The following is a 16,813-nucleotide window of genomic DNA, read 5'->3' as shown; positions in this document are numbered from 1 at the left end:
AAGTACGGGATGTGGCGCAAAAGTATAAAGCCCCTGCTGCTTACGGGCAACAGGGGCTTTTAACGTAATCAATATATTAACCTTAATTTAATGCTTGTTAAAGGCACTCTTACTGATTGAACAGTTAAATGAGGTGCTTCTTGTTCTTCACCATGTCATAGAGCAACTCGCGGGCGCGGTGCAGTTGCGCTTTTACCGTGCCAAGCGGGGCATTCAGCTCCGTGGCAATCTCCTCGTAGCTTAGCTCGTTGAAGTAGCGCAGCGTTACCAGGCGCTGGTATTTCTCCGGCAACTTGGCCACCACGTACTGCATGATCTCGATCTTCTGGTTCTTAATGGCCTCCTCCTGCGGGTTCAGGTTCTTGTCCTTGAAATCGATGGTGATCTCATCGCCGTTGTCGATCTTGATGGCAGAGTCGATGCTCATGGTCTTGATCCTGTTCTTGCGGATGAAGTCGATGCAGTTGTTGGTGGCGATGCGGAACAACCAGGTACTGAAGGCGTACTCCGGGTTGAACTTGTGCAGGTTCTTGAAAGCCTTGGCAAAAGCCTCTATTGTCAGGTCCTCTGCATCATCGGCGTTGCGCACCATTTTCAGCACCACGTGGTACACCGGCTTTTTGTATATGCTCATGAGCTCGGCATACGCCTTCTCATCCTTCTCTTCTACCGCTGCCTGTATTAATTTGAAATCGTGCTTTGCTTTCGCAGAGAATTGTTTATTTACTTCCATCTGATTTTTTTATACAGTACCACAGATATCCCAAGGAGTAGGTAGTTCACAAAGTAAACCACGTCCAGCACGAGCATCAGTAATAAAGGAATCCTATCGTCGAGTCTGCGGGCGGCCGCCACGTAAACCGGGAAGACCGTGAGATAACGCACGCCTACAAGCGCTCCTAATATAGCTAAATGGCTATTTAGAACAAGAAGAATCAAGAAAAGTATGTAAAAAAGTATATTCGATCCTACAAAAGCCCCTATCCTTCTCCTGTCTGTTGTCTTATAGCGCCCTCCGACCGACAAATGCCTTCTTTTCTGAACGACCCACTCCCGAAACGTCTTTTTGGGAATGCTGGCAGTCTGCGCCTCCTTGTCGATAACAATACTAACGTTACTATTGTTGGCGGCATCGCGGACAAAAAGATCATCGTCGCCGCCTGTTACTCTGATATGAGATGCAAACCCCTTGTTTTTAAAGAAACAAGTCTTGGTGTATGATAAGTTTCGGCCTACCCCCATATAAGCGTGACCGGCGTTTGCTTGAGACAAATACTGAAATCCGGTAAGTAAGGTTTCATACCGGATAAGCTGATTCAAAAATCCTTTTAATTGTACATACGGAGAATAGCCAAGTACTACTTCTGCCCCCGTATTGTAGCCAGCCTGCATTTTCCTTATCCAGTTTTGGCTGTTGGGGCGGCAATCTGCATCGGTAAAAAGCAGGTGCTCGTACCTGGCGGCGCGTATGCCCAGCGCCAGCGCGTACTTCTTCGGATTTAGGTACTCCGGTGTTTTCTTCACGGTCACTACCCTGAAATTAGGGTACTGCCGCTCCAGCTCATAGGTATAGAACTCGGTGTCGTCGTCGGAGCGGTCGTTTACCAGCAGCACCTCAAACTCCGGGTAATCCTGGTCCAGCAGCTGCGGGAGCAACTCAAACAGGTTCGCCTGCTCGTTGTGCGCAGCCACTACCACCGATACCGGCCGCAGCGTGTCGGGTTCCGGGTCCTGGTGCTTGCTCAGGGGCAAGAACCGAAAAAAAGCAAAGTATATCTGCACCAGCACGCAAGCGGCCAGCACCCCTAAAAGTAGTAGTGTCACCAAATTCTATAACTGATTACCTGGATTGAAAAACTGCCGCGCAACGAACTGCACCCGGGCCTCCCTCCAAAATTAGCTAAACTAGCGCCATTTTAGAAGCATGTGCGGCTATTAAAGTACAATAATGTCCGGCTTTTTCAGGCAAAACATGCTGCACCCGGCCCTGCACGGCTAAATAGCCTTGCCCCGCAGGATTTTTAGCCCCGTGCGCCAGTCAAGCTATGGTTTGTGCTAGTGGAGTTCGTATCTTTGCCGGTTAATTAACACTTTACAGAACTAAAAGAAATAGAAGCCCTTGTGGGCAAGCCGGCTTTTGGTGTTGTTTTTGCAAGATGATGCGCCGGCAACCATACAAATATGCAGTTTAACTTAGTAGCCACAGACCCTCAGTCCAAAGCCCGCGCCGGCGTGGTGCAAACCGACCACGGCGCCATCGAAACGCCTATCTTTATGCCTGTGGGCACGGCCGGTACGGTAAAAGCCGTGCACCAGCGCGAGCTAAAAGAAGACATCAAAGCCGAGATCATACTTGGCAACACATACCATTTATACTTGCGCCCGGGCCTGGACATTCTGGAACAGGCAGGAGGCCTGCACAAATTCAACGGCTGGGACCGGCCTATACTTACCGACAGCGGCGGCTACCAGGTTTTCTCGCTGGCTGGCACGCGCAAGATCAAGGAGGAAGGCGTGAAATTCAAGTCGCACATCGACGGCTCCACGCTTAACTTCACCCCGGAGAATGTGATGGACACGCAGCGTACCATCGGCGCCGACATCATCATGGCCTTCGACGAGTGCACCCCCTACCCTTGCGATTATACCTATGCCAAGCACTCCATGGAGCGCACACACCGCTGGCTGCAGCGTTGCGTGGACCGCTTCGACAGCACCGAGCCCAAGTATGGCTACAATCAAACGCTGTTCCCGATTGTGCAGGGCAGCACTTACAAAGACCTCCGCGTGCAGTCGGCAGAGACCATCGCCAGCTTTAACCGCGAGGGCAATGCCATTGGCGGCCTGTCGGTCGGCGAGCCGGCCGAAATGATGTATGAGATGACGGAGGTGGTGTGCGACATACTGCCGAAGGACAAGCCGCGTTACCTGATGGGTGTGGGCACGCCGGCCAACATCCTGGAGAACATTGCCCTGGGTGTGGACATGTTCGACTGCGTGCTGCCAACGCGCAATGCCCGCAACGGCATGCTGTTTACCACGCAGGGTATCGTGAACATCAAGAACAAGAAATGGGCCGATGACTTCAGCCCGATTGATGCGGAGTTGGGCGGCTACGTAAGTACATTTTACACCAAAGCGTACCTGCGCCACCTTATTCACAGCACAGAATACCTGGCCGGGCAGATTGCCAGCGTGCACAACCTCACGTTCTTCCTGTGGCTGGTAAAGCAGGCGCGCCAGCAAATCCTGAACGGAACTTTCCGCGACTGGAAAGACCTGATGGTAAAGAAACTGATGACGAGGCTCTAAGGAGCCAGTTAAAAGTTAAGAGTTTAAAGTTAAAAGTTGGTTTATTATATTTTTGCCTGCTTCTAACTAACCTTACACTTTAGAAACTCTTAACTCATAACTCTTAACTCTAAACTAAAGCGAAGCGTTGAAGCTCCTCGATAAGTACATACTCAAGAAGTTCCTGACCACTTACGTGTTCACGGTGCTGATCATGGTGGCCGTTATTCTCGTGATTGACTTCACGGAGAAGAACGACGACTTCATCAAGACCAACCCAAGTATAGGCGAGATCATTTTCGATTATTACCTCAACCTGATCCCGTTCTATGCCAACATGCTCAGCCCCATCACGGTGTTCATCGCCACGGTGTTTGTCACCGCCAAGCTGGCCTCGCATACCGAGATTGTGGCCATTCTGAGCAGCGGCATCAGCTTTAAGCGTTTTCTGGTGCCTTACCTGATCGGGGCCACCATCATTGGGGCCACCATCTTTGTGCTCATCGGCTGGGTGATTCCGAACGCCAACAAAGAAAGCGTGGCTTTCCAGGTGAAGTACATCAAAAGCCCCTTCACCTACGACAGCCGCAACATCCATATCAAGATCGGTCCGGAGACCTATGTGTACATGGAGAGCTACAACAACTCAGCGCATATTGGCTACAACTTTGCCCTGGAAACGATCAAAGGCACCAACCTGCGCCAGAAACTGAGCTCCAGCAGCATCTCCTGGAACGCCGAGAAAGAGAAGTGGCACATCAACCAGTACACCCTGCGCACCTTCGACGGCGAAAAGGAAACCATCACCAAAGGCACCAACCTGGACACCACGCTAAACATGTGGCCAAAGGATTTCGAGAGCACCTACAAGCTGGAGCAAACCCTGACGCTGACGCAACTCAACAACTACATAAACGAGAAGGTGGCACGTGGCGCCGACGACATCGAGATCTACCTCATCGAGAAGTATGAGCGCTTCAGTTACCCTTTCGCCATCATCATCCTGACTGTGATCGGCGTGATCGTGAGCGCCCGTAAGGCGCGCGGGGGCGTGGGTTTCCAGATCGCCTTGGGCTTTTTGCTGGCGTTTATCTTTATAATCTTCGTGATCACGAGCCGAAGTCTGGCGCAGGTTGGCGATATTGCACCGCAGATTGCCGCCTGGATTCCGACTATTGTGTTTACTGGTGTCGGCTTCCTGCTGTACCGCTACATTCCGCGTTAAATGCCACGTCTTAAAGATTTTATTGAGCTCCACTTTGTTATTTTCCTGTGGGGCTTTACGGCCATACTTGGCAAGCTGATAACCATACCGGCCGTGGAGCTGGTGGCCCTGCGTACGCTGATTACAGCACTGGCCCTGGCTGCCATTATTTACCGGCGTGGCACCCCCTTCTGGGTTGGGCGCGAAACAATGCTCAAGCTAATGGCGGTAGGCATTGTGATCGCCGCCCACTGGATTCTGTTCTTTGCTGCGGCTCGGGTGTCATCGGTGTCCATCAGTTTGGTGGGCCTCTCCACCAGCAGCCTCTGGACCGCTTTCCTGGAGCCGCTCTTTAACAAAGGCAAGGTAAAGCCGCACGAGATCTTCCTGGCCCTGCTCGTTATCATGGGCCTGTACATCATCTTCCAGCACGAGACCAGCTTCGACAGCGTGCTCGGCATCAGCATGGCGATCGGGGCGGCATTGTTAGGCTCCATCTTCACCATCATCAATGCCAACCTGGTAAAAAAGATACCGTCTACTACCATCACCATGTATGAAATGGGTGGCGCATGCCTCGGCACGGTGCTGTTCTTCCCGATCTATACCTTATACTTTACCGAAAGCGGCAGCCTGAACTTCGCCATGACCAGCATGGATTGGGTGTACCTGCTGGTGTTGGCGCTGGCCTGCACCGTGTATGCCTACACCGCCTCCGTACGCCTGATGCAGCGTATCTCGGCCTACACGGTAAACCTGACGGTGAACCTCGAGCCGGTGTATGGCATCATCCTGGCCTGGTTTATCTTTAACGAGGGCGAGCAGATGTCACAGGGCTTCTATACTGGCGCTGCGGTGATCCTGCTGAGCGTGTTTATTTACCCTGTGCTGGAGATGCTGGACAAGCGCCGCAAAAGACGCCTACAACAGCCCCTGCCAAACAGTGTAACGAGCGGGAAAGACTAAGTTGGCCGGCGCCTCTTTAAACAGGCCATAGATAGCCGAACCGGAGCCGGTCATGGCGGCATAGGCTGCGCCTGCCTCGTAGAGCTGCTCCTTTAGCTGCGGCAGCTCCGGATACTTCGGGAACAGGGCCTCTTCAAAATCATTCTTCAGCACTTCTTTCCACACCTCCACATCCTGCTTCAGCAGCATCTGCATGTCGCAGGTGGGTTGCTGCGGCTTTATACTTCCGTAGGCTTCTGCCGTGGTGATGTGGATACCTGGGTACACAATCACACACGTGTAACCGCTCAGGTCCAGCGTAATCTGCTCAAACACATCCCCCCGCTCCGTGGCAATCACCGGCTTATTCTGCACAAAGAAAGCGCAGTCGGAGCCGAGTTGGCGGGCGTAGTTCTCCTGTGCCTCCGCGCTCAGGTGTAGCTCAAACAGCTGGTTAAGCAGCCGTAGCGTGAAGGCCGCATCCGCAGAGCCTCCCCCCAAGCCCGCTCCCATGGGTATGACCTTGTGCAGGTGCATGTGCACAGGCGGCAGGTTATGGTCCTGCTGCAACAGCTTAAAGGCTTTCAGGCACAGGTTCGTTTCCGGGTTTCCCGGCACCGGCAGGCCTGTCATATCGAACTGCAGCTGCTCCGACGGCAGGATCTCCAGGGCGTCGCACCAGCGCACCGGGTAAAAGCACGACTGAAGGTTATGGAAGCCATCGGGGCGCTTTTCCGTGATGTACAGGCCGAGGTTAATCTTTGCGTTCGGGAAATCGAGCATCGTCTGACGTAGTGGTTTTTGAAATTGCAATCTATGAATTTACGCTGAAAACACGGTCGTGGCAGATTGCTTTCTAAAAAAGTATAGGACAATACTGTTATCCTTTGCCGAAAAATTGTATATTAAAGGACAGGAATACAGCATCTTCGCCTCCAAGGGATAGCCAAAACGGCTCCAGTACCGTATGATAGCATCTGAATCGGAGGCGTCGCAGCCAAAGAAGCCCCACCTCACGTTAAACTATATGATCTACAGGCCAGGACGAATTTTCCTCTCGGTGCCGCACATGGGCGGGCATGAGAAGAACTACGCATTGAAAGCGATAGAGGACAACTGGGTGACCACTGCCGGGCCTAACCTGGCCGGCTTTGAGCACGACATCTGCCAACACACCAACGCCCGCCACGCCGTTGCGCTTAGCTCCGGCACAGCAGCCCTGCACCTGGCCCTGCGCGTGGTTGGCGTAAAGCCCGGCGACGAGGTGCTCTGCTCTACCTTTACTTTTGTGGCATCGGCTAACCCTATTTTATACTTGGGTGCAACACCTGTGTTCGTGGAGAGCGAGCCGGAAACGTGGAACATGAGTCCCGAGGCCCTGCACGAAGCCATTGCCGACCGACTGCGCCTGGGCAGGCGCCCTGCAGCCATCATGTTGGTGCACCTCTACGGTATGCCCGCCAAGCTGAAGGAGATCATGAGCATCGCCAATGAGTTCGGGATTCCGGTGGTGGAGGATGCGGCCGAGGCGCTGGGATCCCGCTACAGCGGCCACCAAGTTGGCACCTTCGGGCGTGTAGGCGTCTTCTCCTTCAACGGCAACAAGATCATCACTACATCCGGGGGCGGTGCCCTCATTTCAGAGGATGCGCACCTGGTGGAGCAGGCGCGGTTCCTGTCCACCCAGGCCAAAGACCCGGCACCCTACTATGAGCACTCCCTGATGGGCTATAACTACCGCATGAGCAACATCAGCGCAGGCATTGGCCGCGGGCAGATGGAGGTGCTGGAAAAGCGGGTGAAACAACGGCGGGAGATCTTTAGCTTCTACAGACAGCAGCTGGGGCATATCGAGGGGCTGGAGTTTGTAGTGGAGCCGAAGGCCTGCTTCTCTAACCGCTGGCTCACCACAGTGCTGCTCCCTGAGCCGCACACACCTGAAAATATACGGCTGGCCCTGGAGGAAGAGAACATCGAAACGCGTGCCCTCTGGAAGCCGATGCACCTACAGCCGCTCTTCGAGCATCATCCGTACGTGGGCAACAACTTAAGCGGAAAACTTTTCGAGCGCGGCCTTTGCCTGCCCAGCAGCAGCAGCCTGACAGAAGAAGAGCTGGATAAAGTGATAAAACACCTGAGGCGCTTGCTGGAGGTAGTGTAGCAGCTGCCTTCTCCTTTGAAAAGGTACTGCCCCTGCTCTCCCCAAATTAGCTTGGAATACGTGATTTCACCAAGGAGGCGGATCCTGCAATTCTTTTTGGTGAAGTATGATTTCATTGTTGCTACTCCCGTGCAGCCAAGCTGCGACCTGATCCTATAAGTATATACCCACCACTAAGCGCCACACCTGCTAGCTTAAACCCGTGTTTTGGTTAGTCAGAGTAGAGAAATTTTTGTAGAAACGATTTGCCCACCCCTAGCCCCTCCGAGGAGGGGAATTAGCTGGCATTTGTCATCCCCCTGCCCCCTTCAAAGGGGGACTATATGGAAAGCCGAGGCTATCGAACCAGAACCCAGTCTTTGGGTTGAGCGCCTTCTAGATTTCCGGTGCCCGCAAGGGCATTGCGACAGCAAAGGAAATGTAGACAGCGCGATGCCCGAAGACGCGCCCTCTCGGGCTAGAGAGCACCAAAGCCAGCGATGGAAAGAGCCGCTCGTAAGGCTATGGATGAACAGCAGCTAGAAAAGATAGCTTGTATCCAGTTGCGGAAAGCAGCGGCAATAGAGAAAGCACGAGCTATAAGCTCGCGCTAGCGGGGCAGCGGCTAAGAGAGGCACAAGCGGACGCTTGCGCCAGATAAAATATAAAACATGGGCAGCGCAAGTATGGCTCAAGCTGAATAGGAAATCCGCAGCAGCGAAGGTTCCGGACAAGGATGCCCGGAACAGCGATAGAGACGCACTAGTATAAACACCATCCTGTTACACCGCTGCCAGTGCTGTCTCCAACTCTGCAATCAACTCCTCCGGCTCCTCAATACCTACCGAGAAGCGGATCACACCCACGGTTATACCTAGCTTCTGCTGCTGTTCTGCCGTAAGTGCACGGTGTGAAGTACCCAGCGGGTAAGAGATAGAAGTGTTCACCCCAGCCAATGAAGGAGCGAAAGGTATACTTGGCAGCGCCTGCATAAAACGGTTCACGGCCTCGGTATCATCCTTTATTCGAAAGCTGAGCATGCCTCCGAACAGTCCCCGCCCCTGCTCTCCTGCCAGCTCGTGCTGCGGGTGCTCCTCCAAACCCGGGTACCACACTTTCTCCACCTTTGGGTGTTGCTGGAGGTAACGAGCCAGTTGCAGGGCATTGCTGCTGTGCTGCTTCATGCGCAGGCGCAATGTCTTCATACCACGGGCAGCAAGCCAGCCTTCAAACGGGCTCAGGTTCAGGCCATACACCATCATCACCTTCTGCACCCGCTGCAGGTCTTCCTGCTCCCTGCATATAACCACTCCAGCCGTTACGTCGCTGTGGCCGGAGAGGTACTTGGTCACGCTGTGGATCACGATATCGGCACCTAAGGTTAAGGGCTTGGTAAGTATGGGTGTGGCAAAGGTATTATCGATAACAAGCTTGATGCTTTTCCGCTTCGTTTCCTGGGCCAAACGGGCTATGTCAAACACCTGCAGCAGCGGGTTGCTCATGGTCTCCGCCAACAGCAGGCGGGTGTTTGGCTGCACGTAGTTATCCAAAGTATAGATATCCGCCGAAGGGACAAATGCCACCGCTATGCCCACCCGCGTGAGCTCCTGCGCCAGCAGGGTAGACGAGCCGCCGTAAATCTCCTCCGCGCACAGCACATGGTCGCCGGCCTTGCAAACGGCCAGTATTGCCGCCAGTATCGCCGACATGCCTGATGAGGTTACGACCGCGCCAACACCTTCTTCGAGCCTGTTTACTTCCTGCGCCAGCTCATCAGTGTTGGGGTTGCCGTAGCGGGTGTACATGTAGCTTTGCCCCGGCTGCCCAAAGTATAACTCCAGCTCGTTCAGGTCGTCGAAAGTAAAAACAGAAGTCTGGTAGATCGGGGTGGTTTTAGGGTGGATGTTCGGCATGGGTGGTAAGTATGTATCTATACTCTAAGGTAAGCAGGTTTTCTTACAATGAGTAAGCAGAGGTTAAAATTGTTCTGTAAGAAGCCGCTGCGCCAACCTCACACCAGTTATGCACAAGTATAAAAGCCGAGCGCTGTCCCTGGACCAGGAACAGCGCTCGGCTTTTATACTTGCAGGATACGGCTACTGAACTAGGCCAAGTGCTGCATCGGCAGTCACAAACCCATGTCCCACCTCCTGCGCTTTCCATTCAGGCTTAGAAACAGCAACAGACTCCAGGATACTTTCTGCCTGAGCTGCCGTCAGAGAAGGGTTCTTCTGTGCCATCAGCGCTACAATACCTGCCACATGCGGGCTGGCCATAGAAGTACCAGTCAGGTAGTAGTAAGACAGCTGGCCACTGTTCAGTTGGTAAGGGCCTACAATATTGGATCCGGGAGCCATCACATCAAGATCCTGCCCAACTCTTGCACGGCTAGAGGATGGGGCAATGTAATACTCATTCAGATCTGTCGGATCCGGCACATTGTAGGCATACCACCAGGCCGGCAGCGTAAACTCAGCCTTCAACCCAGCGTTTGCTACACTAATGACAGGCGCGTACGCCCCCGGATAGCCCATGCCGGCCATTCCGCTGTTTCCGGCTGAAGCCACAATGATCACTCCTTTGCCAACAGCATAGTCAATGGCAGCCTTTTCAACAGCATCCAGCACTCCACCGCCTAAGCTCATGTTAACAACTACTGGTGAGCCTTTCAGAGGACCAGCTTTTAAGTTGGCCATGTGCACAATGCCGCGTGCAATCACAGAAGACCAGCCGGAGCCATTTTGGTTCAATACCTTCACCGGCACAATGGTTGCTTTAGGGGCAACTCCGTTGATGGCTGTACCACGCAGATCAAATCCGATGATCGTACTGGTTACGTGGGTGCCATGCGAGTTCTGGTCGTGCTCCCATTTGTTCGGCTGTTCCGACACGTTTCCGCTCATCCCCCCGCCGCCTCCAAACGACTTGGCGTACTGGGTTGCAATTCGCTCCTGCGGGAAATACTGTCTCCAGGAATCCAGTAAACCTGTATCCAGAACCCCAATATAAACACCTGTTGCATCCTGCGCCACCGTGCGGCCTGCACCAAACTCCGTCACGTTTATGGCATCCAGGTTCCATGTGCTCAGCCCAGTAGTAAAGTCTGCAACGGACACCGCGTCCACAGGTGCTCCCTTGCGCTCCGCATCGGGGTTGGCAGTATCCACAAAAGACAGCCCCTGAACAACGGTTAGTTTGTCTTTTGCTATCCTCATGGTAAGGGCGTTTATCTCCGGAATCACATCCAACACTGTACCATGCATACCCAGCTCACTCAGAATGGCATCTGTTACTGGTGCTTTGAGCAAAACATTAACTCCCAACATCCCTTTTGCCTGCATGCTTACATCCTGGCTAAGTTCTGTTACGGGTTCTACGGCATCGTCCACCTTCTCGCATGCTGTTAGCAGCGTAAGTGAGGATGCAGCTGTGAAGAGGGTGAATAACTTTCCCAGACGCACCTTTCTCCCGGAATTGAGCAAGTGCCCCAATTGTACATAGCTTCTTCTCATAAGTAAATTTGTTTTGGTGAGACTTAATTGATTGGATGTGTTATTGAAACAGTTCAAACAAGAAATAGATACGTACAATAATTCTGGTTAGCTGACAAATACCTGCTGTAGAGGTAAGTAAGTAAGTGAGCGGCAGCTGTGGCAGGAGTAACGGCCTGAATTAATATGCGAACAGCTTGAAATGGGATCCCGGCATGCGCTACAGGCGGTGTTATACCTGTTTACACCCTAAGCGCCATCCGGAAGAGACTTTGTATTATTACGCCTTATAAAACGGCTAAGGCCCCCTGCTCACGAAGAACAGGGGGCCTTGGCTTATACTTTGTTATGTGCTGTTATTCTGTTACAGACTCAGCCAGTACAATAATCTTGTTGTTGAGCACTTCTACCACACCACCGTCCACGGTAAAGAACTCCTGCCCTTTGTTGGTAGTGATACGGATGCTTCCTTTGTCAAGGGTGCTGATGAGCGGGGCGTGCATGTCCAGCACCTCAAAAGAGCCGTTGGCTCCCGGGAACTGAGCGGCCTCTACCTCACCGGCGTAAACCTTCTTGTCAGGTGTGATTATCTCTAAATACATTCTTTTTAGTTAAGAGTTTAGAGTTAAAAGTTCAGAGTTAGAATTGGAGTACAACTCATAACCTTAAACTTTTAACTCTTAACTAATTAAACCTATTTTGCTTCGGCCAGCATTTTCTCACCTTTGGCCATTGCGTCTTCAATGGTACCTACCAGGTTGAAGGCTGACTCCGGAAGGTGGTCGTGCTTACCGTCCATGATCTCGTTGAAGCCTCTGATGGTGTCTTTGATGTCTACCAATACACCTTTCAGGCCTGTGAACTGCTCGGCCACGTGGAACGGCTGAGACAGGAAACGCTGCACACGGCGCGCTCTATGCACCACCAGCTTATCCTCGTCAGACAGTTCGTCCATACCAAGGATGGCGATGATATCCTGAAGCTCTTTGTAGCGCTGCAGGATCTCTTTCACACGCTGCGCTGTGTCGTAGTGCTCAGAGCCAACCACGTCTGGCGTCAGGATACGCGACGTAGAGTCCAGTGGGTCTACCGCAGGGTAGATACCAAGCTCAGAGATTTTACGGGAAAGTACAGTAGTGGCATCCAGGTGGGCGAATGTTGTCGCCGGAGCCGGGTCAGTCAAGTCGTCAGCAGGTACGTAAACGGCCTGTACCGACGTAATGGAACCACGCTTGGTAGACGTGATACGCTCCTGCATGGCACCCATCTCCGTTGCCAGCGTTGGCTGGTAACCTACCGCAGATGGCATACGTCCCAGAAGGGCCGACACCTCAGAGCCCGCCTGTGTAAAGCGGAAGATGTTATCCACGAAGAACAGGATGTCACGACCAGAGTCGCTTGAGCCAGGCTCACCGTCGCGGTAGTACTCCGCCATTGTCAAGCCGGAAAGCGCCACACGTGCACGCGCCCCAGGAGGCTCGTTCATCTGGCCGAACACGAAGGTAGCCTTAGACTCCTTCAGTTCTTCCTGATCCACTTTAGAAAGATCCCAGCCGCCGTGCTCCAGCGACTCCAGGAATTCTTTACCATAACGAACGATACCAGCCTCGATCATCTCGCGCAGCAGGTCGTTACCTTCACGCGTACGCTCACCCACACCGGCAAATACAGAAAGACCGCCGTGTGCTTTCGCGATGTTGTTGATCAGCTCCTGGATCAATACAGTTTTACCTACACCGGCACCACCGAACAAACCGATCTTACCACCTTTTGCATAAGGCTCGATCAGGTCGATTACTTTGATACCTGTATAAAGAACTTCAGAAGAAGTAGCAAGGTCTTCGAAGCGAGGAGCCGGTCTGTGGATTGGAAGTCCACCGGTGCTTACTGGCTGCGGAATACCGTCAATGGCTTCGCCGATAACGTTGAAGAGACGGCCTTTGATGCCTTCGCCTGTCGGCATTTTGATTGGGCCACCCAGGTCAATTACTTCAGCGCCACGAGTAAGACCTTCCGTAGAGTCCATGGCGATTGTACGCACACGGTCCTCGCCAAGGTGGTTCTGAACTTCCAGCACTACTACTTGGCCGTTGTCTTTCGTCACCTGAAGGGCATCCAAAATATTTGGTAGCTTTGAGTTTTCACCCATAAAGCTAACGTCCACCACCGGACCGATAACCTGGGTAATTCTGCCAATATTCGCCATTTGACTTTTTATATTGATTAACTTGTATAACGGAGTTATTTCAGGGTGCAAAACTAATGTATAAATCTCTTATATCCATACAAGGATTTAAAAAGTTTTGCACTGTGTACGAAGGCTTGCCAGCCAGGCACAGGAAAGACACGCACCGCACCCCTGCCATATCTGGTGATGGCGCCACAACTAGGGCAGCGGCGCCTGCGTCAAATGTCAATGCGCACCACCCAACGTCCCGCCTCGTTGATTTTAAAGTTCACCACCCGTTCGTAGATAACGGTGTTCATCTTGTTAGGTGATTTAAAGCGCACGGTCCCTTCAAAGGGCAGCACAAAATTCTCGAAGATTATCCGGGATCCATCGCTGGTCTGGCTGCCGCTGCTGCCCACCATCAGCAGGTCCTGCGGGTTCCGCAAGGCAAGGCCGCTGTCCATGATCACCAATTCGGCGTAATAGCCATCGGCGCTGCGCTGGGAGATGGAGGCCCTTGCCACGTTGCGTGTAGAAGTAACAGCTGCCGCTGCAGGTCTCCGCTCATTTTTGGGCTTAATCTTCTTCTTCCGCTCTTTCGCGGTGGCCGTTTGCTGGGGGCTTGCAGTTTGGCCCTGTCTCACTGCCCACACGGTGGCAGCAGCACTATCAGAAGAGGCATTGGCGGGTTTGTCAGCTGTGCTCATACTACAGCACAGGCCAACGAGCAGGAAATATCGTAACACGGCACATGGGTATGGTAAAACAGACCAATGTACAACTTACTTTGCTGATTATGAAGCCATAGCCTCACAAATCCTTCGCCTTCGCTTACAAATTTCGCAGCAAATCTATCTGCTCGTCATTCAGCAGGATATAGCGGTTGTTAAAGGGATTGGCATAGAACTTCTCCGCAATCACATACTCCCCCGTCTTCAGCTTATGGATGTTGTAGCTAAACAGGCTGTTAGAGCGCTCTATCACCAGTTCAGTAGTACTCAGGTCCAACTCGCGTCCGCAGGTTGTGGTAATCATGTCGGGGTTAATGGTGTTCATAAGCTGGAGCATAGATATTAGGCTGTTGCGGGATTCTTTACGCATAAATGCCGGCCGGGTGACGCTTCTAGCAAAGAAAAACCAAGATATTTCAATACTCTCCCCACAATGCAACCTACCTCCTATTAAATCCAAAAACACCGCTGCAACTGGAACAGATTTCAGGCACAGGCAAAAAGCCAAACTTTATACTTGTACTCTTAAAGTATAAGTTCCTACTTTTGCTAATCCGTTACAAAAGCCAGATAAAACGTGGAACAACAACTCACTACCGTAGAAACCGCTCAGAAGCTTGGCCTTCTGGAAGAGGAGTTTGAACGCATCAAGCAAATCCTGGGACGCACCCCGAACTTTACCGAACTCAGTATTTTCTCCGTAATGTGGTCGGAGCACTGCTCATACAAGAACTCCATTGTCTGGCTAAAAACGCTGCCTAAAGACTCGCCGCGCATGCTGGCCAAGGCCGGTGAGGAGAACGCCGGGCTCGTGGACATCGGCGACGGCTACGCCTGCAGCTTCAAGATCGAATCGCACAACCACCCATCTGCCATTGAGCCGTATCAGGGCGCAGCTACCGGCGTGGGCGGTATCAACAGAGATATCTTCACCATGGGTGCCCGCCCGATCGCACAGCTTAACTCGCTCCGCTTCGGCAACCCAAGGTCCGAGAAAACACAGCGCCTGTTGCGCGGGGTGGTAAAAGGCATCGGCGATTACGGCAATGCCTTTGGCATCCCTACCGTGGGCGGCGAGCTTTTCTTCGACGACACGTATAACATCAACCCGCTGGTAAACGCCTTCTCGGCAGGTATCGTGAAGGTGGGCGAGACAGCCTCTGCTACATCTTACGGTGTAGGCAACCCCGTATTCATAGTAGGTTCTGCCACCGGCAAGGACGGTATACATGGAGCGGCCTTTGCCTCCAAGGATATTACCGAAGACTCTGCCAAGGACCTCCCGTCTGTTCAGGTAGGCGACCCGTTCCAGGAGAAGCTGCTGCTGGAGGCGACGCTGGAGATCATCCAGTCGGGCCACGTGATCGGCATGCAGGACATGGGTGCTGCCGGCATCACCTGCTCTACTTCCGAGATGAGCGCCAAGGGCGAGCACGGCATGGACATCTGGCTGGACAAAGTGCCGACGCGCCAGGCCAACATGGTGCCGTTCGAGATCCTGCTCTCTGAGAGCCAGGAGCGCATGCTGATCGTGATGAAGAAGGGCTACGAGCAGACCATTAAGGACATCTGCGACAAGTGGGACCTGTATTGCGAGCAGATAGGCGTGGTAACGGAGGGCGGCATGCTGCGCTATTACCAGAACGATGAGCTAGTAGCCGAAGTACCCGCCAACGACCTGGTACTGGGCGGGGGCGCTCCGGTGTACCACCGGGAGTACCGTGAGCCGGCCTACTTTGCCGAAAGCAAGAAATTCAGCATCGACCAGGTACAGGAGCCGGAGGATTACCAGACTGTGGCCGAGTTCCTGACCACGCACCCGAACATCGCCTCCAAGCGCTGGGTGTACCGCCAGTACGACTCCATGGTAGGCACGGCCAACATGAGCACCAACGCCCCTTCGGATGCCGCTATTGTGAAAGTGAAAGGCACCGACAAGTCGATTGCCGTAACAGTGGATTGCAACAGCCGCTACGTATACTCCGACCCTGAGGAAGGAACTGCAATTGCGGTAGCCGAAGCGGCCCGTAATATAGTATGCTCGGGAGCTGAGCCGGTGGCCATTACCAACTGCCTGAACTTTGGCAACCCCTACGTACCGGAAGTATACTGGCACTTTGTGGGCGCTATCAAAGGCATGGGCAAGGCCTGCACGGCCTTCGGCACGCCAGTAACAGGTGGCAACGTGAGCTTCTACAACCAGTCATCCGACGAGGGCCCGGTATTCCCGACCCCGACCATCGGTATGCTGGGCATCCTGGAAGACAAAGACAACAAGATGACGCTAGCCTTCCAGAACGCCGGCGACGCTATTTATATGATTGGCGATGCGCAGAACGACATCGCCTCCTCTGAGTACCTGTACTCCTACCATAACGTAAAGCTTTCCCCAGCCCCATACTTTAACATGGACGAGGAACTGCAGCTGCAGGCGGCGACAAAGGAGGTGATCGAGCAGAAGCTCGTAAACTCAGCGCACGACGTAGCAGACGGCGGCCTGTATATCGCGCTGCTGGAGTCGGCGATGCCGAAGGAACTGGGTTTCGATATCGAGACAGATAAAAATTTCAGAAAAGATGCCTTCCTGTTCGGCGAGAGCCAGAGCCGCGTGGTGGTTTCTGTCGCTCCCGAGAAGCAGGCAGCTTTTGAGAAAGCACTGCAGAATAAGGGCGTGAATTTCACGAAATTAGGTAAGGTAACTGCCCATGACTGCCATATCGACGGGGAGCTTTTCGGAGGCATCACAGTGGCCAAAAAGCACTATGACACGGCCCTGGAGCAGATTTTAGACTAAAAATTTCTGAAAAATTTTAGAGCAATTGTTTGCAGTTTAAAATCGTC

14 protein-coding genes are annotated in these 16,813 nt (G+C 53.0%); 5 read left to right on the top strand and 9 right to left on the bottom strand.

Features of this window, described 5'->3' with window-relative positions; genetic code table 11:
• Positions 1 to 124: 124 nt before the first annotated feature.
• Positions 125 to 733: an RNA polymerase sigma factor gene (locus PXG97_RS12760; RefSeq protein ID WP_073853209.1), complete on the bottom strand. Its 609-nt coding sequence runs from the start codon at positions 731 to 733 to the stop codon at positions 125 to 127.
• Complete coding sequence (locus PXG97_RS12755; RefSeq protein WP_276498133.1) at positions 724 to 1,824, bottom strand: glycosyltransferase; 1,101 nt, start codon at positions 1,822 to 1,824, stop codon at positions 724 to 726. The genes PXG97_RS12760 and PXG97_RS12755 overlap by 10 nt, the downstream gene beginning before the upstream one ends.
• A 357-nt stretch (positions 1,825 to 2,181) precedes the next feature.
• Between PXG97_RS12755 and tgt the strand changes: the two genes are divergently transcribed.
• The 3 genes from tgt (at position 2,182) to PXG97_RS12740 (ending at position 5,461) form a co-directional block, all read left to right on the top strand.
• Positions 2,182 to 3,312, top strand: coding sequence for a tRNA guanosine(34) transglycosylase Tgt (gene tgt / locus PXG97_RS12750; protein WP_276498132.1), 1,131 nt, complete (start codon positions 2,182 to 2,184; stop codon positions 3,310 to 3,312).
• Between the two features lie 127 nt (positions 3,313 to 3,439).
• The gene (locus tag PXG97_RS12745; protein ID WP_276498131.1) at positions 3,440 to 4,516 is read left to right on the top strand and encodes an LptF/LptG family permease; all 1,077 of its coding nucleotides are present in this window, start codon (positions 3,440 to 3,442) and stop codon (positions 4,514 to 4,516) included.
• The gene (locus tag PXG97_RS12740; protein WP_276498130.1) at positions 4,517 to 5,461 is read left to right on the top strand and encodes a DMT family transporter; all 945 of its coding nucleotides are present in this window, start codon (positions 4,517 to 4,519) and stop codon (positions 5,459 to 5,461) included.
• Here the strand turns inward: PXG97_RS12740 and ispE are convergent.
• Complete coding sequence (ispE, locus tag PXG97_RS12735) at positions 5,417 to 6,223, bottom strand: 4-(cytidine 5'-diphospho)-2-C-methyl-D-erythritol kinase (RefSeq protein ID WP_276498129.1); 807 nt, start codon at positions 6,221 to 6,223, stop codon at positions 5,417 to 5,419. The genes PXG97_RS12740 and ispE overlap by 45 nt on opposite strands.
• Positions 6,224 to 6,407: 184 nt before the next feature.
• Here ispE and PXG97_RS12730 point away from each other — a divergent pair, with 184 nt between their 5' ends.
• A complete protein-coding gene (locus PXG97_RS12730) occupies positions 6,408 to 7,601 on the top strand; it encodes a DegT/DnrJ/EryC1/StrS family aminotransferase (RefSeq protein WP_338088607.1) in 1,194 nt (397 codons plus the stop codon).
• Positions 7,602 to 8,362: 761 nt separating this feature from the next.
• Here PXG97_RS12730 and PXG97_RS12725 read toward each other — a convergent pair.
• From PXG97_RS12725 to PXG97_RS12700, 6 genes are all read right to left on the bottom strand, one after another.
• The gene (locus tag PXG97_RS12725; RefSeq protein ID WP_276498128.1) at positions 8,363 to 9,493 is read right to left on the bottom strand and encodes a trans-sulfuration enzyme family protein; all 1,131 of its coding nucleotides are present in this window, start codon (positions 9,491 to 9,493) and stop codon (positions 8,363 to 8,365) included.
• 183 nt (positions 9,494 to 9,676) lie between these two features.
• Positions 9,677 to 11,092 carry a S8 family peptidase gene (locus PXG97_RS12720; protein ID WP_276498127.1) on the bottom strand — a complete coding sequence of 472 codons (1,416 nt, stop codon included), beginning with the start codon at positions 11,090 to 11,092 and terminating at the stop codon, positions 9,677 to 9,679.
• Between the two features lie 335 nt (positions 11,093 to 11,427).
• Positions 11,428 to 11,673 (bottom strand): ATP synthase F1 subunit epsilon, encoded by a 246-nt coding sequence (gene atpC / locus PXG97_RS12715; RefSeq protein WP_276498126.1) that lies wholly within the window; start codon positions 11,671 to 11,673, stop codon positions 11,428 to 11,430.
• A 92-nt stretch (positions 11,674 to 11,765) separates the two neighbouring features.
• Positions 11,766 to 13,277 (bottom strand): F0F1 ATP synthase subunit beta, encoded by a 1,512-nt coding sequence (atpD, locus tag PXG97_RS12710; RefSeq protein ID WP_276498125.1) that lies wholly within the window; start codon positions 13,275 to 13,277, stop codon positions 11,766 to 11,768.
• A gap of 200 nt (positions 13,278 to 13,477) precedes the next feature.
• Positions 13,478 to 13,948: a hypothetical protein gene (locus PXG97_RS12705; protein WP_276498124.1), complete on the bottom strand. Its 471-nt coding sequence runs from the start codon at positions 13,946 to 13,948 to the stop codon at positions 13,478 to 13,480.
• A gap of 124 nt (positions 13,949 to 14,072) precedes the next feature.
• A complete protein-coding gene (locus PXG97_RS12700) occupies positions 14,073 to 14,309 on the bottom strand; it encodes a hypothetical protein (RefSeq protein WP_276498123.1) in 237 nt (78 codons plus the stop codon).
• Between the two features lie 240 nt (positions 14,310 to 14,549).
• On the opposite strand from PXG97_RS12700, the gene purL reads away from it, so the two are divergent.
• Positions 14,550 to 16,766 (top strand): phosphoribosylformylglycinamidine synthase subunit PurL, encoded by a 2,217-nt coding sequence (purL, locus tag PXG97_RS12695; protein WP_276498122.1) that lies wholly within the window; start codon positions 14,550 to 14,552, stop codon positions 16,764 to 16,766.
• The last annotated feature ends 47 nt before the right edge of the window (positions 16,767 to 16,813 follow it).

Origin of the sequence: Pontibacter litorisediminis, from assembly GCF_029360645.1 — a bacterium.
GTDB classification, from domain to species: domain Bacteria; phylum Bacteroidota; class Bacteroidia; order Cytophagales; family Hymenobacteraceae; genus Pontibacter; species Pontibacter litorisediminis.
Note: the sequence above shows the minus strand (reverse complement) of the source record. Positions and strands in the feature narration are given on the sequence as shown.

What these genes read in the sequence shown, in the direction of transcription:
- atpD (WP_276498125.1), bottom strand. Translation starts at nt 13,277, where the DNA reads ATGGCGAATATTGGCAGAATTACCCAGGTTATCGGTCCGGTGGTGGAC.
- atpC (WP_276498126.1), bottom strand. Translation starts at nt 11,673, where the DNA reads ATGTATTTAGAGATAATCACACCTGACAAGAAGGTTTACGCCGGTGAG.
- PXG97_RS12705 (WP_276498124.1), bottom strand. Translation starts at nt 13,948, where the DNA reads ATGAGCACAGCTGACAAACCCGCCAATGCCTCTTCTGATAGTGCTGCT.
- PXG97_RS12730 (WP_338088607.1), top strand. Translation starts at nt 6,408, where the DNA reads ATGATAGCATCTGAATCGGAGGCGTCGCAGCCAAAGAAGCCCCACCTC.
- PXG97_RS12720 (WP_276498127.1), bottom strand. Translation starts at nt 11,092, where the DNA reads ATGAGAAGAAGCTATGTACAATTGGGGCACTTGCTCAATTCCGGGAGA.
- ispE (WP_276498129.1), bottom strand. Translation starts at nt 6,223, where the DNA reads ATGCTCGATTTCCCGAACGCAAAGATTAACCTCGGCCTGTACATCACG.
- PXG97_RS12740 (WP_276498130.1), top strand. Translation starts at nt 4,517, where the DNA reads ATGCCACGTCTTAAAGATTTTATTGAGCTCCACTTTGTTATTTTCCTG.
- PXG97_RS12700 (WP_276498123.1), bottom strand. Translation starts at nt 14,309, where the DNA reads ATGCTCCAGCTTATGAACACCATTAACCCCGACATGATTACCACAACC.
- PXG97_RS12725 (WP_276498128.1), bottom strand. Translation starts at nt 9,493, where the DNA reads ATGCCGAACATCCACCCTAAAACCACCCCGATCTACCAGACTTCTGTT.
- tgt (WP_276498132.1), top strand. Translation starts at nt 2,182, where the DNA reads ATGCAGTTTAACTTAGTAGCCACAGACCCTCAGTCCAAAGCCCGCGCC.
- PXG97_RS12760 (WP_073853209.1), bottom strand. Translation starts at nt 733, where the DNA reads ATGGAAGTAAATAAACAATTCTCTGCGAAAGCAAAGCACGATTTCAAA.